This is a genomic window from Bacillus sp. BS3(2021) (assembly GCF_021043345.1).
In the GTDB taxonomy this organism is placed as follows: domain Bacteria; phylum Bacillota; class Bacilli; order Bacillales; family Bacillaceae; genus Bacillus; species Bacillus paralicheniformis.
Genome location: NZ_JAJNDM010000012.1, coordinates 17,356 through 43,015, shown reverse-complemented (window position 1 = coordinate 43,015; position 25,660 = coordinate 17,356). Strand labels below are relative to the sequence as shown.

At 47.2% G+C, this 25,660-nt stretch carries 15 protein-coding genes; 7 read left to right on the top strand and 8 right to left on the bottom strand.

Annotation, left to right across the window (positions count from 1 at the left end):
* Nucleotides 1–78 precede the first annotated feature (78 nt).
* Together LQ247_RS20425 and ppsA are read right to left on the bottom strand one after the other, a co-directional pair.
* Nucleotides 79–1,503: an MDR family MFS transporter gene (locus tag LQ247_RS20425; protein ID WP_231006546.1), complete on the bottom strand. Its 1,425-nt coding sequence runs from the start codon at nt 1,501–1,503 to the stop codon at nt 79–81.
* A 438-nt stretch (nt 1,504–1,941) separates the two neighbouring features.
* A complete protein-coding gene (gene ppsA / locus LQ247_RS20420; RefSeq protein WP_231006545.1) occupies nt 1,942–4,536 on the bottom strand; it encodes a phosphoenolpyruvate synthase in 2,595 nt (864 codons plus the stop codon).
* 342 nt (nt 4,537–4,878) lie between these two features.
* Between ppsA and LQ247_RS20415 the strand changes: the two genes are divergently transcribed.
* On the top strand, nt 4,879–5,595 hold the full coding sequence (locus tag LQ247_RS20415; RefSeq protein WP_020451729.1) for a 3-ketoacyl-ACP reductase: 717 nt from the start codon (nt 4,879–4,881) through the stop codon (nt 5,593–5,595).
* A gap of 46 nt (nt 5,596–5,641) precedes the next feature.
* Here LQ247_RS20415 and LQ247_RS20410 read toward each other — a convergent pair whose 3' ends face one another.
* The 5 genes from LQ247_RS20410 to LQ247_RS20390 form a co-directional block, all read right to left on the bottom strand.
* On the bottom strand, nt 5,642–6,856 hold the full coding sequence (locus LQ247_RS20410) for a cytochrome P450 (protein ID WP_106071095.1): 1,215 nt from the start codon (nt 6,854–6,856) through the stop codon (nt 5,642–5,644).
* Between the two features lie 236 nt (nt 6,857–7,092).
* Nucleotides 7,093–8,916 (bottom strand): ABC transporter ATP-binding protein, encoded by a 1,824-nt coding sequence (locus LQ247_RS20405; protein ID WP_231006544.1) that lies wholly within the window; start codon nt 8,914–8,916, stop codon nt 7,093–7,095.
* Nucleotides 8,913–10,640 (bottom strand): ABC transporter ATP-binding protein, encoded by a 1,728-nt coding sequence (locus tag LQ247_RS20400; RefSeq protein WP_023855736.1) that lies wholly within the window; start codon nt 10,638–10,640, stop codon nt 8,913–8,915. Before LQ247_RS20400 ends, LQ247_RS20405 begins: the two co-directional genes overlap by 4 nt.
* Entirely contained in the window at nt 10,637–11,110 is a 474-nt protein-coding gene (locus LQ247_RS20395; RefSeq protein WP_231006543.1) for a MarR family winged helix-turn-helix transcriptional regulator, read from the bottom strand. Before LQ247_RS20395 ends, LQ247_RS20400 begins: the two co-directional genes overlap by 4 nt.
* Before the next feature lie 140 nt (nt 11,111–11,250).
* Nucleotides 11,251–12,825: an alkaline phosphatase family protein gene (locus LQ247_RS20390; RefSeq protein ID WP_105978804.1), complete on the bottom strand. Its 1,575-nt coding sequence runs from the start codon at nt 12,823–12,825 to the stop codon at nt 11,251–11,253.
* Nucleotides 12,826–12,958: 133 nt separating this feature from the next.
* Between LQ247_RS20390 and LQ247_RS20385 the strand changes: the two genes are divergently transcribed.
* Nucleotides 12,959–14,872, top strand: a complete 1,914-nt coding sequence (locus tag LQ247_RS20385) for a di-heme oxidoredictase family protein (RefSeq protein ID WP_269146051.1) — start codon at nt 12,959–12,961, stop codon at nt 14,870–14,872.
* A 356-nt stretch (nt 14,873–15,228) separates the two neighbouring features.
* Here the strand turns inward: LQ247_RS20385 and LQ247_RS20380 are convergent, their stop codons facing one another.
* Nucleotides 15,229–16,131: a LysR family transcriptional regulator gene (locus LQ247_RS20380; RefSeq protein WP_020451722.1), complete on the bottom strand. Its 903-nt coding sequence runs from the start codon at nt 16,129–16,131 to the stop codon at nt 15,229–15,231.
* Between the two features lie 148 nt (nt 16,132–16,279).
* On the opposite strand from LQ247_RS20380, the gene gltB reads away from it, so the two are divergent.
* From gltB to LQ247_RS20355, 5 genes are all read left to right on the top strand, one after another.
* Entirely contained in the window at nt 16,280–20,845 is a 4,566-nt protein-coding gene (gene gltB, locus LQ247_RS20375) for a glutamate synthase large subunit (RefSeq protein WP_231006542.1), read from the top strand.
* 16 nt (nt 20,846–20,861) lie between these two features.
* Entirely contained in the window at nt 20,862–22,343 is a 1,482-nt protein-coding gene (gene gltD, locus LQ247_RS20370) for a glutamate synthase small subunit (RefSeq protein WP_020451720.1), read from the top strand.
* Between the two features lie 233 nt (nt 22,344–22,576).
* Complete coding sequence (locus tag LQ247_RS20365; protein ID WP_020451719.1) at nt 22,577–22,777, top strand: hypothetical protein; 201 nt, start codon at nt 22,577–22,579, stop codon at nt 22,775–22,777.
* A gap of 139 nt (nt 22,778–22,916) precedes the next feature.
* Nucleotides 22,917–24,617, top strand: a complete 1,701-nt coding sequence (locus LQ247_RS20360) for a DUF6044 family protein (protein WP_223254868.1) — start codon at nt 22,917–22,919, stop codon at nt 24,615–24,617.
* A 22-nt stretch (nt 24,618–24,639) separates the two neighbouring features.
* Nucleotides 24,640–25,647, top strand: a complete 1,008-nt coding sequence (locus tag LQ247_RS20355) for a glycosyltransferase family 2 protein (protein ID WP_026579598.1) — start codon at nt 24,640–24,642, stop codon at nt 25,645–25,647.
* Nucleotides 25,648–25,660 lie beyond the last annotated feature (13 nt).

Here is a 25,660-nt window from a genome sequence, read left to right as displayed (position 1 = left end):
AAAATAAGAGCCGAAAGAATCGCGGCAGAACAACGATAAAAAAGGATGCCCCTGGAAGGACATCCTTTAAGTTTTTGTTTATTCTTTATCAAAATCAGGCGCGACCGCTTTTTTAATAAATAAAGCGGTAAAGAAAGCGATACAGCATAAAGCAAGCGCAAACCAGTAGGCATGGTGAACACCGTGAGTCATCGCTTCATGCACGATTTGTGGGCTTGCGGCTTCTTGTCCGGCAAGATAGCTTTTCTGGCCTTGGCTCATGATGCTGACGAACACCGAAACACCGAGTGCGCCTGCAACAGGCTGAAGCGTGTTGGCGATTGCCGTTCCATGAGGATATAAATGTTTCGGCAATTCGTTTAATGCATTCGTCTGCGCAGGCATCATGATGGCTGAGATCGACAGCATCAAGATGATGTACACAATAATAAACGCCCAGACCGGCACCGAAGGATTGATCCTACTGAAGAAAAACATCACGACGACGAGAACGATCGTACCCGGAATGATGAGTTTTCTCGGCCCGAACTTATCGAATAAAGCGCCCATGGCCGGTGACATGAGACCGTTTAGCAAGGCCCCGGGCAAAAGTAAAAGCCCTGCTGCTTTGGCTGTAAAACCAAGCGGTCCTTGCAAATACATCGGCATCACGATTTCGGAAGCGAACATCGCCATAATGACAATCACAAATAGGCAGACCCCGCGCGTGTAATTTTTATAGGCGAACACACGCACATCGAGCAACGGTTGTTCAAGCTTCAGCTGACGAAGCACGAACAACACGATACTGATCAGGCTGACGATGATTACACCGATGATCAGAGGGGACTGAAACCCTTCTGGAGCCTCTCCGGCACTGCTGAATCCGTATACGATTCCGCCGATCCCGATGGTTGAGAGAACGATCGATAAAAAATCAGCCCGCGGGCGCGTCGCTTCTCCGACATTTTGCAAATACTTCACCGCAAACAAGATTGAAAATACTGCAAAAGGGATGACGATAATAAACAGCCAGCGCCAGCCGAGGATGTCAACAATGACGCCCGAAAGAGTGGGGCCGATCGCCGGAGCAAACATGATGACTAAACCGAACGTCCCCATGATTTTCCCGCGGACTTCAGGCCGATAAATGAGCAAGAGCGCGTTCATAATAATAGGGATCAAGAGACCTGTACCGACCGCCTGAATCATGCGCCCCGTCAAGAGCATCGGAAAATTCACTGCACAAGCGGCGATGATGGTTCCGACTAAAAAAATCGACATGACGCCGATAAACATCTGTCTTGTCGTGAACCATTGAATCAGTAAAGCGGAAATAGGCATTAAAACACCCATGACAAGCATAAATCCGGTTGCCAGCCATTGAACAGTCGGGGCATCAACGTGAAAGACTTCCATCAGCTCTGTTAATGCGATGTTCAACAGCGTTTCATTTAATATTGCAAAAAATGCACCAATCATGAAGGTGACTAATATTGCTTTGGAATTAAACTTTTTCTCCATATCAAACCTCCTGTAATACAATTTACCCAAAAACATGACGACAAATGATATGTAGGATTCCCAGATATCCGGAGTCCCAATTTGTTTCTTTCGTTTTTCATCTTATATAATAACGTGTCTCCACCGCCGTTCATTGTTTTTCTTCATGATTGGCAACTATATGAGTATACTCGGTTTCACCCATATTTACAATAAAATTGTCAGGTTCATCTTTTGAAGTTAACGTATGGATGATTATGAAAAGACAGGGAGGGAAGGACATAGATCATCTTTTCAGTCAAATCAGCCGATTATTACAGGTATAATTTACCTGTATTGCTGGCAGCTGTTCTGACTGAAGAAATTTATCTCCGGATCCTTTCCCTGATAGATACTAAATCTGAAGAGTTCTTTTAAATGCACTGTCGACTCCCGTATTTATTTGGGCAACAGACACCATTACAATATTTCGATATATCCCTCTGTGCCATGCACGCGAATTTGTTGCCCATCTTTTATCAGCCCAGTCGCATTCTCCACTCCGACGACTGCCGGCAGGCCATATTCGCGTGCGATCACTGCTCCGTGGGTCATCAATCCGCCGACTTCGGTGACCAGGCCTTTTATGGATACAAATAATGGTGTCCAGCCTGGGTCGGTAAAGGAGGTGACTAATATATCTCCATCTTCCAGATCGGCATTTTCCATGTTTAAAATGACACGTGCTCTTCCTTCTATCACTCCGGAAGAAACAGGCAGGCCTGCAATCGCATTAGGCGGCAAATTTTCTCGTTTGTACGCACTTGTAATGATTTCGCCATCAGACGTGATCACACGCGGTGGAGTTAGTTTTTCATATAATTTGTACTCGTCTTTCCGTTTGCTGATGATCTGGTTATCTATTTTTTTTGTGCGTGCGACTTCGTGAAGCTCTTCAAAAGTGAGGTAGTATATATCTTCTTTTTCATGAATAACGCCCGCTTGTACGAGTTGTTCGGCTTCTTTCAGCAATGCCTGCTTATATACGAAGTAGCGACTGACTATGCCGTATTTTGGATATTCCCGGTAGCCGATGAAATTCCGGATGAGATCGATCATTCGTTTTGTTTCTTTAGCTTTTTGTTCACCATCCGGCAATTGCTTCAATCGATCAATTAACTCTTGTTCTTTTTCCAAAGCAGCCCGCCGCCCTTGCTCAAACTTTCGATTGCCGGCGTTAGGCTCGAAGTTTTTGATATGACTAAGAATCATGGGGACAAGTGTAATTGGTTTTTCACTCCAGCGAGGTCTTGTAATATCAATTTCTCCGGGACACCGCATTCCGTATTTGCTGAGATAATCATAAATAGCGTCTTGAATTTCCTTTCCACCATCAAACTTAACCAGTTCATCGAGAAAGTTATCTTCTTTTGCATGCTGCAAATAATCAATCACTTCTGGATAAGGGCGAATCACATCCGCGACATCCATCAGCTCCAGACCCATTTCCGAAGTAATATTGCCCGGTACAGATTGAGAAAGGTTATCAGCGGCGTTTTTTTCGCCTAGCCACTTGTTCATGTTTTCATTGATCCATGTTGTCGCATTTATAGCAGCCATAAACACAGCCGTACTTTGCGGGTCAAATACGATCTTCTTTAATTGCTGGATATCTTCCAGTATAAAATCAAACAAATCCGATCCCGATTTCGCTTGGATGTTTTGCTTTAACTCTTCGATCGATGTTTGATTGCGCTTCATCAAATCAGAAACGATTGTCGGATCGTTCTCGAATTGCACCGGCATATCTGTTTGACCGTTGCCCGGAATCGGTGCTGTTTGATCATTTGGCATCAATTTTATAAAATCTCGCTCGATTACGGTCATGATTGCGTCTTTTGTAAGCGGATCTGCTCCCACGGTGTTTAATAAAGCTTCCCGGCCGGCACGTGTCGTCAGCCTAGGCGCAACATCAACAAACAATCTCCCGCCGGCTTTACGCATAGGTGCAGGAGTAATTAACAGATAAAAAGACAATCCCAACGGTTTAATGGGATCAGTCATCATTTGCTGATGACCAACAGATAGATAGACGTGATTTTCTTGATCATTCGCTTCAGGGATCGGGAATAAAGTCGTGATCGGCCGGCTCTGAACAATATAAAATGTATCATCAGCCAAACACCATTCGATATCTTGCGGCTGGCCGAAATGAGCTTCGATCTGTCTTCCGATACGTGCCAGCTGTAAAATTTGCCCATCAGTGAGTGCTTGAGACATCTGCTGATCAGGATCGATCTGCTTTGTCTCTGTTCCGCCTTGTGCTCGTCCATAAATCGCCAATTTCTTGGCCGCTATTCTCTTATCGGCGATTTGTCCGTTTTGCACTTTATAACAATCGGCAGAGACCAAGCCGGAGACCAGAGCTTCTCCAAGTCCAAAACCGGCATCGATTGAAAGCAGTTTCCGGTTGGAAGTCATCGGATCAGCGGTAAATAAAATCCCTGAAGCATGCGGGAAAACCATCTTTTGAATGATAACGGATAAATAAACTTGCCTGTGATCGAATCCATTCTGCATACGGTAGATGACCGCGCGCTCCGTGAACAGGGAAGCCCAGCATTTGCTGATATGCTGCAAGATCGCATCCTTGCCGATAACATTTAAATAGGTATCTTGTTGACCCGCAAAAGAAGCATGCGGCAAATCCTCGGCAGTCGCGCTAGAACGCACTGCATAAGCATGTTTCTCGCCAAATTGAGAGAGATAGTGAGCAACTGCTTTCACAACATCAGCAGGAATTTCTGCTTCCATAATGATTTGCCGAATCTTCCTGCTGATGTCACTAATTTGATCCCGATCCTCAACTTTTAGCATGGCCAGTTGAGCCAGCAACGCTTGGAACGTTTCGTTTCCCTTGACGGCTTTTTGAAATCCTGCTGTCGTGACGCAAAAGCCTTCTGGCACTTGTATTCCTTGAATTTTTGATAATTCCCCTAAATTTAACCCTTTTCCCCCGACAAGCAAAAGCTGTGTTTTTTCCATTTCATGAAAACCGAGAACGAAATGACTCATTCTGCATCTCTCCTTCGAAAAAAAATTTGACAAGAGCTTTCTGATATGGTAGACTTAAAATGTAAGATGGGATATCTATAACATTTAATTTTAAACGTGCGTGATCTGATTATATCATCGCGTCTGTTTTTATGCAATATTAAAAGAACCTGGTAAAACCATGGTTCTTTTTTTGTTTCTTCATGCAATCGAATATAACGATGGCCGATTTAATCCGGTCGGTTCGCGGAAGATGCCAGCTGCGCAGGCGGTTTATTCTTCGCAAGTCGTCATATTTGCAAAAACGTAGTTTATTTTCCTATAATTTAAACGTGTGATACATATAGAAAGGAAGTTTTTCATATGCAATCTTTACAAAACAAAACCGCTCTGATTACAGGAGGGGGAAGAGGGATCGGCCGCGCAACAGCGATTGCCCTTGCAAAAGAAGGCGTACATATCGGCCTTATCGGCCGTACAGCTGCGAATCTTGAAAAAGCAGCAGAGGAATTAAAGGCGTTCGGCGTAAAAGTATCTGTAGCCGCAGCTGACGTAAAGGATTTAACAGCTGTAGAACGTGCAGTCCAATCCGTAAAAGGAGAGCTTGGACAAATCGACATTCTCATTAACAATGCCGGGATCGGCGGGTTTGCAGGATTTCTTGAGCAATCCCCCGAGGAGTGGGAAAATATTGTCCAGGTGAATCTGATGGGAGTTTATAATGTAACACGCGCCGTTCTGCCTGAAATGATCGAAAGAAAAGCCGGCGATATTATTAATATTTCTTCTACAGCAGGCCAAAGAGGAGCAGCCGGGACAAGCGCCTACAGCGCGTCTAAGTTCGCGGTACTCGGACTGACCGAATCGCTGATGCAGGAAGTCAGAAAGCACAATATCCGCGTGAGTGCTCTTACACCGAGCACGGTTGCGACGGACTTGGCAATCGACTCCAAATTAACAGACGGCAATCCGGAACGCGTCATGCAGCCTGAAGATCTGGCGGAATACATGGTTGCCCAACTTAAACTGCATCCGCGCATTTTTATTAAATCAGCGGGCATGTGGTCTACAAACCCTTAAACAATCAGGAAAGGACAGGCTTGAAACAGCCTGTCCTTTTTTCGTGCTATTTTTGCGAAAGGCGTACGGGGAGATGACGGACGCCGAAGACAAACGGACTTTGAATCGCTTCAAGCTCCTCTGAGCTGTCCTTTTCCACGGATGCATGCCGCAGCAAGTAATCGAGTGCGACTTTCGCTTCAAGCCGGGCAAGGGGAGCACCGAGACAAAAGTGGATGCCGAAGCCGAAGCTCATATGAGGGTTTGATTTACGATCAAGCTTAAAGCTGTCAGGGTCGTCAAATTTCAGTTCGTCACGGTTCGCTGAAGCGACCCAGTTGATCACCGTGGAACCTTTTGCAATCCGCACGCCTTTGATGTCAAGGTCTTCAGCCGCCGTGCGGCCGATTGCTTGCACGGGCGGATAATACCGCAGTGTTTCTTCAACAAAAACAGGAACGAGGGACAAATCTTGCCTTACGGCTTCCTGTGTGGCTTTGTCTTCGGTGAGATAGCGGACGCTGTTTGCGATCAGGTTAGTTGTCGTTTCGTTGCCTGCGACCAAAAGAATGATGCAAAAATTCAGCAGTTCTTCTTCTGTCAGCGACTTGCCGTCAACTTCTGCCCGTAGCAAAAGCGAAATCAGGTCGTCTTTTGGCTCTTTTTTGCGCTGCTTGATAATGTTTTTAAAATAATCCGCCAAAGACCGATTGCCTTCTTCACGGCGTTTGTACATCTGTTCAGCGGCTTCAGCCGAGCGGTCTTCCGCACCTGCGACAAGGATGTCTGAATAATGTTTAAACATGAGGCGGTCTTCAGCCGGAACGCCCAAAAGTTCAGCAATGATAATGACGGGAAGGGGAGCAGCCAAGTCATCCACCACATCAAACAAATCCTTCTGTTTCGCTTCGTTAAATAAAAAAGCCGTCACTTCTTCGATATGCGGCTCAAGCTCTTTCACCGCTTTCGGCGTAAAAGCTTTATTAACGATGGCCCTCATTTTTGTGTGTTTCGGCGGGTCCATTGTTAATATGCTTTTTCCTTCCATATTACCGCCGCGTTTTGAAGAGAAAAGCTTCGGGTTTTTTAACACGAATTGAACGTCTTCATACGAAAAGATATCCCAGCATTTTCGCTCATCATCGTAACGCACAGGAGACGTCTTTCTGATCCGGTTATAAATCGGGAACGGAAACAGCCGGTCATTACTGGAGCTGATTTCTTTCATCGGAATCCAATTGGCATAGTGCTTGCTTGATTGAAGTGAATTTGAATTTGCCACGTCAACTCTCTCCTTTAACATGAATCGTTTATACATGATGAACCGGTTCAATCTTTACGTTATCACTATTTTTACAACGGTTTCAACGGACATATCATGAAAAAATTGTCAATTGGCCGAAAGTATCGGATCTAAAAAAGGAAAAAAGGCGAGGTATGCTCACAACACCGGGAACATCAGCTCAGAGATGGATGAAAAAAACGAGGCCGCACCTGATCAGGTACGGCCTCGATCTTTCAGCTTACGGCTTCTTCCCGGGAGAACTGGCTGTTATACAAATCGGCGTAAAAACCGTTCTCGCGGAGAAGCTCTTCATGGCTGCCTTTTTCAATAATATCTCCGTTTTTCATCACAAGAATCAGGTCGGCATCTTTAATGGTAGAAAGACGGTGGGCGATGACAAAACTCGTGCGGTTAGCCATCAGTTTGTTCATCGCTTTTTGAATATTCATTTCCGTCCGGGTGTCGACACTGCTAGTCGCTTCATCCAATATTAAAATCTTCGGATCGGCTAAAATGGCTCTCGCGATCGTGAGGAGCTGCCGCTGCCCTTGCGAGATGTTTTGGGCATCTTCGCCCAGTACCGTATCATAGCCGTCCGGCAAGGTACGGATAAAATCGTCGGCATAGGCGGCTTTTGCCGCCCTGATGATGTCTTCATCTGTTGCGCCATCACGTCCGTAGGCGATGTTTTCGCGGATGGTGCCGTTGAACAGCCATGTGTCCTGCAAAACCATCGCAAACATGCTTCTGGCCTGTTCGCGCGACAGTTCGCTGATGTCAGTGCCGCCGACCTTGATGCTGCCTTTGTTTAATTCATAAAACCGCATCAGCAAATTGATGATCGTCGTTTTTCCTGCACCAGTCGGTCCGACGATCGCAATTGTCTGGCCTTCTTTGGCATGGAGGCTTAAATCGCGGATGACCGGAACGTTTTTATCATAGCCGAAGGCGACACGTTCAAACGATACATCGCCTTTTAATGCGCCGGTATCGATGGAAGCCGGCGTCTCCTCGGTTTCCTCGTCTTCGTCTAAAAGACTGAACACCCTTTCGGCGGATGCGATTGCCGATTGGATTGTATTCGCGATTCCGGCAGCTTGAACGAGCGGCTGGGAAAATTGCTGCGTGTATTGGATAAAAGCCTGCACGCCTCCGATTAAGAGGGTGCCGTTAAGAACGAAAATACCGCCGGTTATGCTGACAAACACATAGCCGAGGTTGCCGATGAATGTCATGATCGGCATCATCAGACCTGAAATAAACTGCGCTTTCCAGCCTGATTGGTAAAGACGCTCATTCACTTCATCGAATTGCTGAATCGCTTTTTCTTCATGACCGAATGCCTTTACTTCCTGGTGCCCTGTAAACATCTCTTCAACGTGTCCGTTGATGTCGCCGAGTTCTTTCTGCTGCGTGCCGAAGTGTTTCTGCGAAAATGAGGCGATAAATCGGACAGCGAGCATGCTGAGCGGAACCGTGATGAAGACGACGAGCGTCAGCACAGGGCTGATCAGGAGCATCATGACGATGATTCCGACTATGGTAATGACAGACGTAATCATTTGCGTCAGCGCCTGCTGCAGTGACGTATTAATATTGTCAATATCATTGACGGCGCGGCTGAGCGTATCGCCATGCGAATGCTTGTCATAGTACTTTAAAGGGAGTCGCGTCAGCTTTTCATTCACTTCCTGGCGCATTTCGTATATCGTTTTCTGGGCTACGCCGGCCATCAGGTATTGCTGCAAGAACGTAAAGAAAGCAGAAAGCAGATACAGTCCTGCCAGGATCATCGTGATCTGGCCGAGAAAGCCGAATTGAACACCGGTGCCTTCTGTAAAGCTTGCGAAAAGGGAAGAGGTCGCATCTCCGAGAAGTTTTGGACTGATGACATTAAACAACGTCGCCAATATTGCAGCACAGACAACGAGCACCAGCTGGAAGGTCCGCGGTTTTAAATAGCGGGCCAATCTCAAGAGGGTCTTTTTAAATTCTTTCGGTTTTGTCTCGTGCATTCCTTTTGGTATCGAGCCGTGATGCTTTTGTTGTTGGCTCATGCGCTTTCCTCCTCGGCCTGCTGTGATGCCACAATTTCCTGGTAAATTCCATTTTCAGCAAGCAATTGTTGATGGGTGCCGATACCGGCTATTTTTCCTTCATTTAATACGATGATTTGGTCCGCATCTGTAATCGTGCTTACCCTTTGGGCAACAATAATGACGGCGGCATCAGCGGTGGTTTTCTGAAGCGCTTTTCTCAGCTTTTGATCCGTTTTGTAATCAAGCGCCGAAAAGCTGTCGTCAAATAAATAAATTTCCGGTTTTCTGACCAATGCCCGGGCGATGGAAAGCCGCTGTTTCTGGCCGCCTGAAAGGTTGGCTCCGGCCTGCTCGATATCAGATTCAATTCCATTTTCCTTGCCTTCCACAAACTCGGCAGCCTGTGCCGTTTCAAGTGCTTCCAAAATTTCTTCATCTGTTGCATCTTCTTTGCCAAATCGGATATTGTCCTTGATCGTCCCGCTGAATATTGAAGCTTTTTGCGGGACATAGCCGATTTTCGCGCGAAGCTCCTTTTGCGCCATCTTTCTGACATCTGTTCCGTTGACAAGCACAGACCCTTTTTCAATATCGAAAAATCTCGGGATCAATTGAAGAATCGTCGTTTTTCCGGCCCCTGTGCTGCCGATGATCGCAGTCGTTTCACCCGGTTTTGCCTTGAACGTAATATTTTCGAGAACGGGCTTTTCAGCTCCGGCATAACGAAAAGTCACATCTTGAAATTCCACATAACCGCGCAAGCCGCTGTCTTTCTGCGGCTCTTTCGGATCGGTAATCGAAGGCACTGTTAACAGCACTTCGTTAATGCGGTCGGCAGATGCCTGAGCCCTTGGGATCATCACGAATGTCATCGCAAGCATGATCAGCGCGATTAGAATCATGGATGCATATTGAAGGAAAGCCATTAAGTTCCCGACCTGCATGCTGCCTTGATCGATGCGGATGCCTCCGAACCAGATAATCGCGATGTTCGTGAAATTCATCATAATCATCATGACAGGGAATAGAAAAGCCATAATTCTGTTGACGGCGATGCCTGTATCGCGAAACTCTTCGTTTGCCTTTTGAAAACGGGCTTTTTCTTGATCAACTCGGTTAAAGGCGCGAACGACGCGAACCCCAGTCAAACCTTCCCTGAGAACAAGGTTGAGACGATCCGTCTTTTTTTGAAGAACGCCGAATAAGGGAACAGCTTTTCTTGTAATGAGAAAAATCAGCCCCGCAAGGATCGGGAGAGCGGCCAGAAATATAATCGACAGCTTGGCATCTCTGGACACGGCAAGCACAATACCGCCGACCAGCATTAACGGCGCTCTTGTCATCAATGAAAGCATCATGTTGAGTACATCCTGGACTTGCTTGACATCATTTGTGGTACGGGTAATGAGAGAAGCAGAACCGATTTTTCCGAATTCATCCATTGAATAGTGTTCAACTTTGACAAACAGCTTGCGCCTGATATCCCTTCCAAAGCCGAGGGCTGTTTTCGAAGCGAAAAACGCTTTTCCGACAGTCATGATGATGGCCAGAAGGGAGCAGGCGATCATCCAGCCGCCGGTTCTCAATATGAATGGCATGTCGCCGTTCACGATTCCGACATCAACGACATCTGCCATTAACGTCGGCAAATAAAGCTCAAGCACACTGCTCAGCAAAGTAAAAACAGCGACAAGAATCACTTGCAGCTTATAAGGCTTTAAATATTTTAAGAGTGAGATCATTTTTCAACCTTCTTTTCACTTGTTTTTTCTCCGTGTTCGATAAACTCGGATAACTTATGAATCAAATCGGCGAACTGCCTGCTTTCATCCTCGCCCAGAAACCGAGTGAGCTGCAGGAACCACCGGTTCAGCCCTTTAAGCGCATCGTCCGCCGCTTTTTTTCCTTCATCGGTTAAAAAAATCCGGACGATCCTCCTGTCATCCTCATCCATGCGCCGAAAAACGAGCCCTTTTTTTTCCATTCTGTTCAACATCTGCGTGACGAAAGGGGAGGTGACATGCAGAGCGCGGCTGATTTCGGATGCCATTTTGCCTTCACCGCTTGCTTCATTTAAAAACATCAGCGCTTTTGCCTCAGTCTTTTTCCATTCAACTGCAGGAAAAGACTGCTTCATTTCCGCATACCGCAGCCGGTTGAAAGCTTCGATCAACTGCACAACGGTCTTGCTGCTGACTTTATCTTGTTTCATAAAAAGCACCTGCTTCTCCATTTTAATTAATTAAGTAAATAAACTAAAACACGGTATTATCATACATAGAACAACAAAAGATTGTCAAAGAAGAAACTTATAAAAAAGAAAAAAACCCGATCATTGATGACATGACCGGGTCATTGTACGAGCTTCATAAAAAAATCTTTCATTTCAAGGTGGCGAAGATGTTCCGGAACTTTTTCCGAACCGACGATGATCATCGGAGCCAAGCTATCCGTTTTATAAAGTGAGCCATGGCCGCCTCCGCCAAAATGGAGGGGAGACTTTTCGCCGGCAAATTGGAACCCGGGTTTCGCGTCGGCGATCACAAACTGTCCGCGATGCGAATGCATGGCGCTGTACAGGCGGGCAAGAGCATCCGGGTAATCGCCGTATTGGATCGAGACGCCGTCTGCTTTAATGTCCAATAAAGAAAAATCTCCGCTGATCGTCCATGACTGCCCGTAAGGATCTTGATAGCCGCCTTTTGGACGAAACCGAAGTGGTTTTAAAGAACGCTTCGAATCAACATATATCCAGCCGCTTTTTTTCCACGCTGTGAAAGCGATTCGTTCGTCTTTTTTCAATTCATTGACGGCACCTTGCAGCGGCATGTTTCGATCCGTGACATAAATGTATGCCATTCTGTCGTTTACTGCAAAAAGAAGCTGGGCGTTTCGATCGGGGGCTTCGTTTATTTTAGCGATCCGGTATCCTTTAAAAAGCGAATGAAGCCGGATGGCGGCCTTGTCTTTATCGCGTCCGATCGCTGTCTGCCCGCCATCACCCATGACGACCCATACCGCTTTTTCGGCCGCATCGCGCCAAGAATCATATGCATTCAATATACGCTGCAGCTGCTGGTCCATTTTTTCGAGGCCTTTCATGTCCATCGGGCCTTTTTTGTGTGCATCATGGTCAAAATCGGGCAAGTAGGCGACAGTCAGCGCAGGAAGCTTCCTCTTTTTAATTAAATAGGCCACTTCCTGTGCTGTGAACTTGTCGTTAACGCCATAACCTTGCCAAATATGATGGTAGGAGTTATTGGGATCGAGCTGGGCAAAGCGGCCGAACGAAAAAAGAGCCGGCCCGTTTACCGTCATATGTTCAGGCATCAATTTAAGCTTTTTGAGCGGGGGCGGGATATTTAATTCGTGGCGGTCAGGCCCTCTGTATATGAGCCCGTTGATGGATGCCGACTGTTTTCCTCGCACTTGCAAATCATCATGGACCGTTGTCACCTTTCGGCTTAAATGGCGGTGATTAAGAGAAAATATCCCGTCTTCGATCGTTTGTTTGATGCCGAGTGTGGCGATTTCTTTTTTATCGCTCCCGTAATTCACGATTCTCTGTTCATCCTGATTATACCAGACGAGCCCGGGAACGCGGTGGATATTCGGATAAGTTCCGGTGAGCAGGGTGCTGTCAATCGAGACCGACATGGTCGGATACGCGTTTACCACTTCAGGTTCATAATGACCGTTTTCAAGAAAGAATTTTAATGCCGGGGCGCGGCCTGCTTGAATCGCTTTTTTCAAAGGCTGATCCATCAAAGAGTCGATGATCAGGACAATGACCGGTTTTTTGGAGGATTTGACGGCCTCTGCTTCTTCATCCGGGAGTCCCAATTTTTCATTCCCGGCATTCAGCCATATAATAAATGAAATTAGCGCACATATAAAAATGGCAAGTACAATGCTTAGCTTTTTCAAAATGGCCTCATTCCTTTAATCCCATCATATGCATATTCTGGCATGAGACGCCGGAAGTTATAGCTGGTAATACGTTCTAAATGATTCACGGCAGCTCTGGGGAATCCTATTCAATTAGAAAGGTGGGTCAATTATGAAAAAGCATAAATGGTTAGCCGCATTTGCTATCATCGCGATTTTAGCCGTAATTGGCTATATCACGGTCAGACATCTTGAACCGGAATATGTATATATGCCTCCTAAAGAAAAAGTCATCTCAAAAGAAAAACGAGTGCACGGATACGATCTATGGGGAGCATTTACACCGGACAAGCCCGCCTCCGCAGAGGAGGGAGCTGTAAAGGTTGATGACCGCCTTCTCGACTTGGGACGGGAGACATTTTATAAGGAAACTTTCGGCAACGAAGTGTTTTTGACAGATGTCATCGGACTCCTTGACGGTCCCATTACAGCAGCCAACATGACGAAAGCCATTGCCGGATTGAAAGGGAAAGGGACGACGAACTTGCGCATCGAATTAGCTGAAACGGTTAAGGTCGGCGAGAAAATCTTTAAAAAAGGCGAGAAGATCGACACCGGCATTGATGTTCCAAAAGGGGCATACGCACCGCTCGGCATGCCTTTCAAATACGCTGACGGAAAAATCAAAGCTGGCATCAGCTGTGCGGCCTGCCACGCCGCAGTCGATCCGAAAACGATGAAGGTGATGGAAGGCGTGACAAACTCTGATTTAAATACAGGGCTGATGCTGGCGCTGGCGACAAATTCAGCGGCTTATTTTACACATGCCGAAATTGATAATATTCAACAATTTATGAATGATAAAAGCCCTGTGATCACTGCCAGAAACGGCAAAAAAGAACGCCTTCCCGATCCGGACCGCCTCGAAGATGCGGTCGATCGCATTTTCCTGAAGTGGCCGAGAGGTTTTTTCGACTCGACGATCGATATGAAAAGCAATCCCACGCAGATTCCGGATGCCTATACATTGGGCGACCATCCGTACAGCTGGAGCGGTTCGGCAATGGCCGGTCCTTTTAAAGGCTTGACTGTGTTCAGCAATAATGTTCATGCGCAAAATTCGGACAGCCTCTCGCAAGCCCCGGCAAGCCGGGCGCTTTTCGGCATGAGCGAAGATGTTTATATCGGGACGATCCTGCAAAGGGCTCCCGTCTCAACATACAGGTATCAGCCGAAAAAAAAGGAAAGTCCGACTGCGTTTTTCAAAAAAGCTGATCCCACTCCCGGAGTACCGGGCGTCAACCAAATGGTCAAGCCGCCAAACTATCCTAACATCACATTGGCGGCGCCCGACGGCGTACTTGTGAGCTCACCCGGACGAAAAGTGAATGAAGAAAACAACGCTGTATCCGCCTGGCAAAATACACTTAGACCTCCTGATCCGCGGCAAAAAACCGACAGCCAAACCGTCAGGCGCGGCAGGCGTGTTTTTGAACAAGCGGGCTGCATATCCTGTCATGCCGGCCGGTATTTGACGAACAACAAGGTCATCTCGGTTGAAAAAATCGGAACCGAGCCGACAAGGGCCCGGTCTTTTAAGAAAACGGAAAACATATTCGGGAAAAGCCTTATTCATTCGCCTGACACACCGGTGCCTCTGCCGCGCAAACCGAAGATCCTGAAAGTCCCGACAGCCGGGTTTGACCCCGAACAGATCAAGCTTTCCTGGGCGCAGGGAGATTCCAAAGGCGGGTACAAAGTGCCGAGTCTGATCGGCGTTTACTGGCGCGCTCCTTATTTGCACGACGGAGGGGTTGCAGTGGGAAGCTCATTAAAAGAGACAGGCTTACCAAAGACGGTCATAAAAGGTAAGCAGGCGGATCCTTATAACAGTTTGCTGGCGATGATCGACAGAGATTTAAGACAGCAGGTCGTCAAAAGCAATTCGGAATCGCCCGACTTAAAAGCGGTAAGGGTAACCGGCAAAGGGCATGAATTCTGGATCGACGCCAAAAGCGGCTTTTCCGAACAAGAGCAAAAGGCGTTGATTCATTATTTAATCCATGCCGATATGCCGAAAAAGTAAGGAATAAAATGAAACGATAAGCCGCCTGAATGGCGGCTTTTTTTAAAACTTCATCACGGGAGCGGCGATATGATCGCCTTTTCGGTCCTTTGTGACGGCGCGATCCGGCTGACGGAATATGTCATTCACTTCAGCAGCCAGTGCAGGCGAGTCCGTTTCCAGACAGAAAAAACTGGCGTCAGTATGAAAAATCAGCATAAAAAAAGGGGATAAACATACATATATAAGATGTGCTTTTTACAATAGAAGAGATGCGCAGAGAATAAATGGACAGAAAATTCAGACATTAATCATTGTTTATGATAAAATGAAAACAGCCAAGCTTTTGCGCCCGGCTGAATTCGTTGTCATACTGGCTATTGGTATTGCTGAAGGCGAGAAAAAAACTTCTTTACGAACTGATAAAAGACTTTTGCAGAAGGGGAAAGCTCCCTGTTTTTAGGGGTGATGATTCCGACTGTGCGCTTTACTTGAGGATAATCAATCGGGATCTTCTTTGTAAAACGGGGAGCCGTTTCATTAAAGGCGCTTTCCGGCAAAAGCGTCACACCCATATCAGCAGAAACCAGCCCTTTGATCGCATCCAAATCTTCGCCCTCTGAGGAAATTTTAGGCGTATATCCTACTTGCTTGCATGCATCAACAGCCATTTTTCGAAGGATGTATCCGTCTGGAAACAGCACATACTGATCATTTCTGAGATCGCCGAGATGAAGGCTTTGCTGGCCTGATAGGGGATGATTGATCGGCACGAGTGCCAAAAGGCTTTCCGAAAACAAAATGTCCCCTTTAATCTCAGCGATATTTGACGGAACAGGACCGAGAAAAGCCAAATCGATATCCCTGTTTTTCACCGCTTCGATTAAAAATTTATAAGATCCCTGCCTTAAAAGAAAAGCGACATGAGGATGCTCCTCTTTAAAAGCGGAAATAACCGTCGGGAGGAACTGGCCCGCAAGGCTTGTCGGGAAACCGATTTTAACGGTCCCGCGATTCGGGTCCAAATACTCATCGATTTGTTCCTTCGCGAAATCGATCGCTTTCATCGCTGTTTTAATATGGTCTAAAAACTGTCTCCCGATCGGAGTCAGCTTCACATTGCGGCCTTCGCGCTCAAACAAATCAACACCGAGCTCTTCTTCGAGATTGGCGATCTGCCTGCTGATCGCCGACTGAGCGACATGAAGGTGCATGGCCGCTTCCGATACGTGCTCTCTTTCTGCAACTTCCATAAAATAATGCAATTGGCGTAATTCCATCGTTGTTTCACCTGCTCATCTCAAAATGAGATAGTTTTAATCTAAATTATATATTGTTTGTATAGATTTGAAAACCTACAATAGGATTAGAGTTTGTAAGATTTTATGACCGGGGACAAACGGGAAAAATGAACGGGGGAGAGGAACAATGACTTATAATCAACTACCAAAGGCACAAGGTCTCTACCGTCCTGAATTTGAACATGATGCATGCGGAATCGGCCTTTACGCTCATTTGAAGGGCCTTCCTACTCATGATATTGTCAAAAAAGGATTACAAATGCTTTGCCAATTAGACCACCGGGGCGGTCAGGGCAGTGACCCGCATACCGGAGACGGAGCAGGCATCATGATGCAGATTCCAGATGCTTTTTTCAAAAAAGTCTGCGCCGGTTTCAACTTGCCTGAAAAAGGACGCTACGGCGTCGGGATGATCTTCTTTTCTAAGGATGACAGCGGGCGCGAAAAAACCGAAGCGCTCATTAACGAGCTGATCGAACAGGAAGGACAGACGGTGCTCGGCTGGCGAACTGTACCTGTAAATGTCGGAAAAATCGGAACAGTCGCACAGAAAAGCGCGCCAGTCGTCCGCCAGGTATTCATCGGAGCAAATGAAGCGCTGAAAGACAATCTGGCATTCGAACGGAAGTTGTACATCATTCGCAAACAGGCCGAAAATTGGGCGAAAGAACACGACAAAACGTTCTATTTTGTCAGCCTCTCTAGCAATACCATCGTATATAAAGGACTTTTAACGCCCGAGCAGGTTGATGCTTTCTATGAAGATTTACAGGACGAGGACTTCGTCTCAGCTTTTGCATTGGTTCACTCCCGTTTCAGCACAAACACGTTTCCGAGCTGGGAAAGGGCACATCCGAACCGCTATCTGATCCACAACGGGGAAATCAATACGCTGCGCGGCAATATGAACTGGATGAAAGCGAGGGAGCAGCAGTTTGTTTCCGAAGCGTTCGGCGAAGACTTGCCAAAGGTTTTGCCAATCCTCGATGAAAACGGAAGCGACTCCTCGATCCTGGATAACGCTTTTGAATTCTTTGTTCTGGCTGGAAGGAATCCGGCCCATGCTGCAATGATGCTGATTCCGGAGCCGTGGAACGAGAACCCGTACATGTCAAAAGAAAAGAAGGCATTTTACGAATATCACAGCTCTTTAATGGAGCCATGGGACGGCCCGACTGCGATTTCATTTACAAACGGAAAACAGATCGGAGCCATTTTAGACCGGAACGGGCTCAGACCCGCTCGCTATTATGTCACTAAAGACGACTACCTTATTTTTTCCTCCGAAGTCGGCGTGATTGATGTCGAACAGGAAAACATCTTATATAAAGACCGGCTGGATCCCGGGAAAATGCTTCTTGTTGATCTTGAAGAAGGGCGGATTATCTCCGATGAAGAAGTCAAATCCGAAATCGCCGGGGAGTTTCCGTACCAGGAATGGCTCAGTAAAGAACTGGTTCATGTCTCAAACGATATTGAGGAAACCGAAGAAAAATCTGTGCCTGACCTATTGACCCGCCAAAAAGCATTCGGTTTTACGTACGAAGATATTCACAAATATTTAATTCCTGTCATTACAGAAGGCAAAGACCCGCTCGGTTCAATGGGCCACGATGTCCCGCTGGCGGTGTTGTCAGACCGTCCGCAATCGCTGTTCAACTATTTTAAACAGCTGTTTGCACAAGTTACAAATCCGCCGATTGATGCAATCCGCGAGCAGATCGTCACTTCGACATTGACATGGCTCGGAGCGGAAGGCGATATTCTCCATCCGAATGAAAGCAGCTGCCGCCGGATTAAATTGTATACACCGGTCTTGACAAACGCACAGTTCAATTCTTTAAAAGGACTTGTGCATAAGGATTTCAAAAGCAAGACGATTCATACTCTCTTTACAGACGACTTGAAGAGCGGCCTCGAAGATATGTTTAAAGAAGTGGACAGAGCGATCGCCGAAGGCGTGACTCTCCTTATTTTATCCGACCGCAAAATGGACGGTCAGAAGACTCCGATTCCTGCGCTGCTAGCCGTCAGTGCCTTGCATCAGTATTTAGTCCGCGCGGGAAAACGTACGAAAGTCAGCATTATCGCCCAATCCGGTGAAGCGCGCGAAGTTCACCATTTTGCCGCCTTGATCGGCTACGGAGCGGATGCCATTCATCCGTACCTCACGTATGCGACATACAAGCAGGCGATTGAAGACGGAGCACTTTCCATCAGCTATGAAGAAGCCGTTACAAAATACAGCAAAAGCGTGACAGAGGGCGTCGTAAAAGTGATGTCCAAAATGGGTATTTCCACTGTTCAAAGCTACAGGGGCGCACAGATTTTTGAAGCGGTTGGGATCAGCAAAGACGTCATAGACAGCTATTTCACAGGAACGGCATCACAGCTCGGCGGAATCGGTCTGGATACGATTGCCGAAGAAGCGAAGCGCCGCCACAGGGAAGCGTATGAAGATACATTCAGCGAAACGCTTGATTCGGGAAGCGATTTTCAATGGAGAAAAGGCGGGGAGCACCACGCTTTTAACCCGAAAACGATTCACACGCTGCAATGGGCATGCCGCAAAGGTGATTACAGCCTGTTTAAACAATATTCGAAAGCAGCTGATGAAGAAAGAATCGGTTTTCTCCGCAATCTCTTCTCATTTGATGAAAACCGGAAGCCGCTGCCGCTTGAAGAGGTCGAATCCGCTGAATCGATTGTGCGCCGCTTTAAAACAGGGGCGATGTCATTCGGCTCTTTAAGCAAGGAAGCCCATGAAGCGCTGGCGATTGCAATGAACCGTCTCGGCGGAAAAAGCAACAGCGGGGAAGGCGGAGAAGATCCGGCGCGCTTTACGCCTGACGCAAATGGCGATAACCGCCGCAGCGCGATCAAGCAAATCGCTTCAGGCCGTTTCGGTGTGAAGAGCCATTATCTCGTCAATGCCGATGAGCTGCAAATTAAGATGGCGCAGGGTGCAAAACCTGGAGAAGGCGGACAGCTTCCTGGCAACAAAGTGTATCCATGGGTTGCCAATGTACGCGGATCTACGCCTGGGGTCGGCTTGATTTCACCGCCGCCGCACCACGACATCTACTCGATTGAAGATTTGGCGCAGTTGATCCACGATTTGAAAAACGCCAACCGCGATGCACGGATCAGTGTAAAGCTTGTCGCTAAAGCCGGGGTCGGCACGATTGCAGCCGGAGTCGCCAAAGCGACTGCCGATGTCATCGTCATCAGCGGCTATGACGGGGGCACTGGAGCCTCACCGAAAACAAGCATTAAGCATACCGGCCTTCCGTGGGAGCTTGGACTCGCAGAAGCTCATCAAACACTGATGATGAACGGTTTGCGCGAACGCGTCGTATTGGAAACAGACGGCAAATTAATGACCGGCAGAGACGTTGTCATGGCTGCGCTTTTAGGAGCCGAAGAATTCGGTTTTGCCACAGCGCCGCTCGTTGTTCTCGGCTGCGTTATGATGAGAGCCTGTCATTTGGATACTTGCCCTGTCGGGGTAGCGACGCAAAACCCTGAGCTGCGCAAAAAGTTCATGGGCGATCCGGATCACATCGTGAATTACATGCTCTTTGTCGCAGAGGAAGTTCGCGAATTGATGGCCCGGCTCGGTTTCAGAACAGTTGATGAAATGGTGGGCCGCACGGATGTCCTTCGTGTCAGCGAACGGGCGAAAGCACATTGGAAAGCGGGTCAGCTCGATTTATCAAACCTGCTATATCAGCCGGAAGGCGCACGCACATTCCGTACGCCGCAAAACCACAAAATCGATGAATCACTTGATATTACGCAAATTCTACCCGCCGTCCAGTCAGCTGTTGAAAACGGCACGTCTGCGGAAGCATCCTTTGAAATCCGCAACATCAACCGTGTAACAGGAGCCATAACCGGAAGTGAAATTTCTAAGCGCTACGGCGAAGAAGGCCTCCCTGAAGATACGATTACGCTCAGATTCACAGGTTCAGCAGGGCAAAGCTTTGGCGCGTTCGTACCAAAAGGAATGACAATGTATTTGACAGGAGATGCCAATGATTATATCGGCAAAGGTCTTTCAGGCGGAAAAATCGCCGTCAAAGCGCCTGACGAATTCAACCCTGCATTCCGTGAAAATGTTATTGTCGGAAATGTTGCGTTCTACGGTGCTACAAGCGGAGAAGCTTATATTAACGGACTCGCCGGCGAACGGTTTGCCGTCAGAAACAGCGGAGTCAGCGTTGTCGTTGAAGGCATCGGCGACCATGGCTGCGAATACATGACCGGCGGGCGCGTCGCTATTCTCGGCGACGTCGGCAAAAACTTTGCCGCGGGCATGTCAGGCGGAATCGCCTACGTGTACGCCGAAGACAAAAAAGCCTTTAAACGGAAATGCAATCCTGAAATGATCGAATTTGAAACACTTGAAGCACCTGAGGAAATCGCCGAACTGAAAACGATGATCGAAAACCATTACAGATATACTGAAAGCTCAAAAGCAGCTTCGATACTTGATCATTGGGAAGAGGCCGTCGGCCGGTTTGTGAAAGTGATTCCGAAAGACTTCAAGCAAATGATAGAGCGGATTAAAGAGCAAAAAGAAGCCGGCTTGTCTGATGAAGAAGCGCTGATGTACGCGTTTGAAGCCGGTACGAAGCAAAAGATTGAACCGTCTGCGGCTGCTTCATCAAAAGAAGCGGTGGCACAGTAAGAAAGGGGAGGGGAAAATGGGCAAAGCAACAGGATTTATGGAATTCAAGCGGGAAAAGCCTGCTGAACGCGATCCTCTCACACGGATAAATGACTGGAACGAATATTCGTCTCCATTTTCTGAGGAAGCATCAAAAAGACAGGGAGCGCGCTGCATGGACTGCGGCACCCCCTTTTGCCAAATCGGCATGGATATAGGCGGTTATACGTCAGGATGTCCGATACACAATTTAATCCCTGAATGGAATGACCTCGTTTACAAGGGAAGGTGGAAAGAAGCGCTTGACCGCCTTCTGAAGACAAACAACTTCCCTGAATTCACGGGGCGGGTCTGTCCGGCGCCTTGCGAGGGCTCTTGTACGGTGGCGATTTCCGACCCGGCCGTATCCATCAAAGGGATCGAACGGACGATTATTGACAAAGGATTTGAAAACGGATGGATTCAGCCGCGGATTCCGAAAAAACGGAGCGGCAAAAAAATCGCGATCGTGGGCTCAGGGCCTGCCGGTCTGGCAAGCGCCGATCAATTGAATCAAGCGGGGCATTCGGTCACTGTTTACGAGCGCAGCGACCGCCCGGGCGGCCTGTTAATGTACGGCATTCCAAGCATGAAGCTTGAAAAAAGCGTTGTCGAACGCCGCATCAAACTATTGACGCAGGAAGGCATCGACTTTGTCACCAACACGGAAATCGGCAAAGATATTACAGCCGACGAGCTAAAAGAACAGTACGATGCGGTTATCCTTTGCACAGGAGCCCAAAAACAGCGCGATCTCTTGATTGAAGGCCGGGAAGCAAAAGGTGTCCACTTTGCCATGGACTATTTAACAGGCACTATAAAAAGCATGCTCGATTCGAATTTTAAAGATAAACAGTTTATCAATACGAAAAATAAAGATGTCATCGTCATCGGCGGGGGAGATACCGGAGCAGACTGCGTTGCAACGGCCTTGCGCCAAAAAGCGCGAAGCGTCGTCCAGTTCGGCAAACATCCGAAGCTGCCCGATACAAGAACCGCCGAAAATATGTGGCCTGAACAGCCGCATGTCCATTCACTGGACTATGCTTATGAAGAGGCGCAAGCAGCATTCGGCAGCGATCCGAGACAATATTCGATCCAAACGAAAAAGCTTGTCGCAGACAAAAACGGCCATTTGAAAGAACTGCATACGATTCAAATGAAAAAAGTAAAGAATGATCAAGGAAAATTTGAGTTTCACGAAATTCCGGGCACGGAAAAAGTATGGCCTGCTCAATATGTCTTTATCGCTATCGGCTTTGAAGGAACGGAACAGCCGCTGCTTGAACAATTCGGGGTAAATACGGTGAGAAATAAAGTTGACGCAGCATACGGGGAATTTAAAACGAATGTCGATGGAGTCTTCGCAGCAGGGGATGCGAGAAGAGGACAGAGCCTGATCGTTTGGGCGATTCACGAGGGACGCGAAGTCGCTCGTGAGGTTGACAAATATTTAATGGGAAGTTCTGTACTGCCATAAAACAAAGGGGTTTTCACATCATATAAATAAAGCCTGTCCTGCGACCTTCTTTAGGTTGACAGGGCAGGCTGTTTTTTTGTTTGCTTCACAATATTCACCTGCTGATTCGACTTGCCATATCGTTATTTGTTCGAATTTATACAAAGGCAATGATAAAAAAATTGTGTACGTACTCCATTTAATGGTGTATAACATAACCTAAAGTATGCAACGCAATAAAGGAGGCTATAACAGTGGAAGAAACTTATCAATATCAAGATGACTGGACGGATGCGGATAGACAGCAGCCTTTTACTTATGGCGGCTACGGCGGCTACCCCTATCCGCGGCCAAGACCGCGCCCTAGACCGAGACCGCCGTTTTATCCGTATCCATTCTTCTATCCGTTCTTTCCTTTTTATCCATACTACCCTTACTACCCGTACCCTTGGTAATGGGTAAAGCGAAGCTGTCTGGTGAAACAGACAGCTTTTTTCATTTTGATGAATTTTTCAAAACGCTTCCACGAATAATAACAGCGATATGATAAAAGCTCTATATTTCCAAAAGAGAACAAAATTGGATGTGGTATTCGTGTCGTTATTCGTCAAAAAGACCAGCAAGGAAAAGCGATATTTAATTTTCGCATTCAGTGTCATTCTTCTCTATGTCCTTCCGCTTTACATATTAAATGAAGACGCTCATATCCGCGTGCATGACAACCTGGATTCCAACATTGCATGGTATAAGGTGCTGGCGGAAAGCGGTCAACTGCTCGGCGGTGTTAAAGCCGTTATTCCGCAAATCATCAACGGACTGCCGCGGGATGCTTACGGAACGGAATGGAGCGGCATTGTCTGGCTTCATGCCTTGTTTCCCTCGATGACCGCATACGCTATAAGCCAAACGATCACGAGGGTGTTTGCCTTTGTCGGGATGTACCTGCTGCTGAAAAGCCATTTGATTCGCGATGAAAAAGCGTATTTCATCAGAATCGCGGTATCGCTTGCTTTTGCCCTGACACCCTTTTGGCCTTCGGGAATGCTCAGCACGCTTGGCCATCCTTTAGCTTTATGGGCTTTTTTAAACATCAGGGCAGGAAGAGACTCATGGAAAGAATGGGCGACCCTTGCGCTTTTGCCGCTTTACTCAAGCTTTGTGCTCGGTTTCTTCTTTTTCCTAGCAGCCGTTTCACTGATTTGGCTTTATGATTTGGTTTCAAAGCGCAGCTTTAACCTTCGCTTTCTCGGAAGCATCGCTCTCATGACGGGCATTTTTCTGGCGATAGAATACCGGCTTGTTTATTCGGTTTTCGCTTCAGGCGAAACGATGCATCGGGTTGAATTTATTTCATCCAGGCATGACATCCTTCATTCGTTTCGGCTGTCATTTAAAAATTTCGTGCTCGGCCACAATCATGTCATGACCGTCCATACGGCGGTGATCCTGCCTTTGATTGTGCTCACTTTTGGGCTCGTCGTTGCGAGACAACGAAAAAAGCGGCCAAGAGAAGAAAAGCTGTTCATCTTTTTATTCATTTTAAATTATGCGCTTTCTTTATGGTATGCCCTCTGGTTCAACAAGCTGTGGGCGCTTCCCAAGGAAAAGATCAGTCTGCTTTCGGCATTCAATTTCGCGCGTTTTCACTTTTTGCGCCCTCTTGTGATATACGCAAGCTTTGCAGTTGCATGCTACATATTGTGGAAAATGGGGAAGAGATGGCGGCGCTTCGTCCATGCCGCGCTGGTCGCCCAGCTGCTCGTGCTTATACCGTTTCATGAAGAGCTGACTTACGGCGCATACCACCATGCCCCGACCTTTCGGGAATTTTATGCTTCAGATCAGTTCAAACAGATCAAACGGTTCATCGGCCGGTCTCCCGATTCCTACCGGGTGGCGAGCATCGGCCTGCATCCCGCGATTGCGCAGTATAACGGTTTTTACACACTTGATACGTATGCCAATATTTATCCGCTGAAGTACAAGTATCAATTCCGGAAAATCATCGCCAAAGAGCTTGATAAAAATCCGGTCTTGAAACGCTATTTCGATGAGTGGGGGAGCCGCTGCTACTTGTTTGTTGACGAGCTCGGAAAACATTACGCGTTCAAAAAGAGCACGAAGAAAAAAATCACGAACCTCGAATTGAACACTGAAGCGTTCAAAAAAATGGGGGGGCGATATATTTTTTCTTCGGTTCCGATTATGAATGCAGAACAAAACAAGCTGGCGTTTTTAAAGCGGTTCAGCCACCCGCAGTCCGCTTGGAACATCTATGTATATGAAGCGAAATAAGCATCGATAAGGAGGAAGCAAATTGAATCTTCAACAGCCTTTGCTGACAATCGTCATACCCTGCTATAACGAAGAGGACGTGTTTGCCGAAACCGCAAAACAGCTGACTGCGGTATTGGATGATCTCACAGCAGACAAGCTGATCTCTGCAGAGAGCAAGCTTTTATTTGTCGATGACGGATCGACGGACCGCACATGGCCGCTGATTGCTATGGAAAGCACAAAAAACCGCTATGTGACAGGCTTGAAGCTGGCCCGTAATTCGGGACATCAAAAAGCTCTCTTAGCCGGACTAGATAAAGCGAAGCAAAAATCGGATTGCGTTATTTCAATCGATGCCGACCTTCAGGATGACATTTCGGCAATTCGCCGGTTTATCGAAAAATATCATGAAGGCTATGAAATCGTCTACGGCGTACGCCGCAGCCGGAAAACGGATACATGGTTTAAACGAACAACAGCCGCATGGTTCTACCGGATCATGAATAAGCTCGGCATCCAGCTGGTCGATAACCATGCCGATTTTCGGCTTTTGAATAAACGGGCGCTTGAAGAGCTCAGCCGCTATGCAGAAGCAAATGTTTTTCTGCGCGGTCTGGTGCCCCTGATCGGCCTCCGGTCGGCCAAAGTGTTCTATGACCGAAAAGAGCGGCTGGCTGGAGAAACGAAATATCCGCTGAAAAAAATGCTGTCTTTCGCTTTTCACGGGATTACGTCATTCAGTGTCGCTCCGATCCGTTTTTTTACCCTGATTGGCTTCTTCTTATTTTTCCTAAGCTGTATCGCAGGTATATATGCAATGATTCAAAAGCTGCTCGGCTACACGAATGCTGGCTGGGCTTCGTTGATCATTTCGATATGGTTTTTGGGCGGTTTGCAATTGATGGGGATCGGCATTATCGGCGAATATATCGGAACGATTTTCACCGAAGTGAAAAGAAGGCCGAGGTATGCGGTGGATATCGATTTATATACGGAACGGCTCGGCCGGCGCGAACCTGAAAAACGGCCGGAAACGAAGTTCAGTTGATGACGGATCAAAC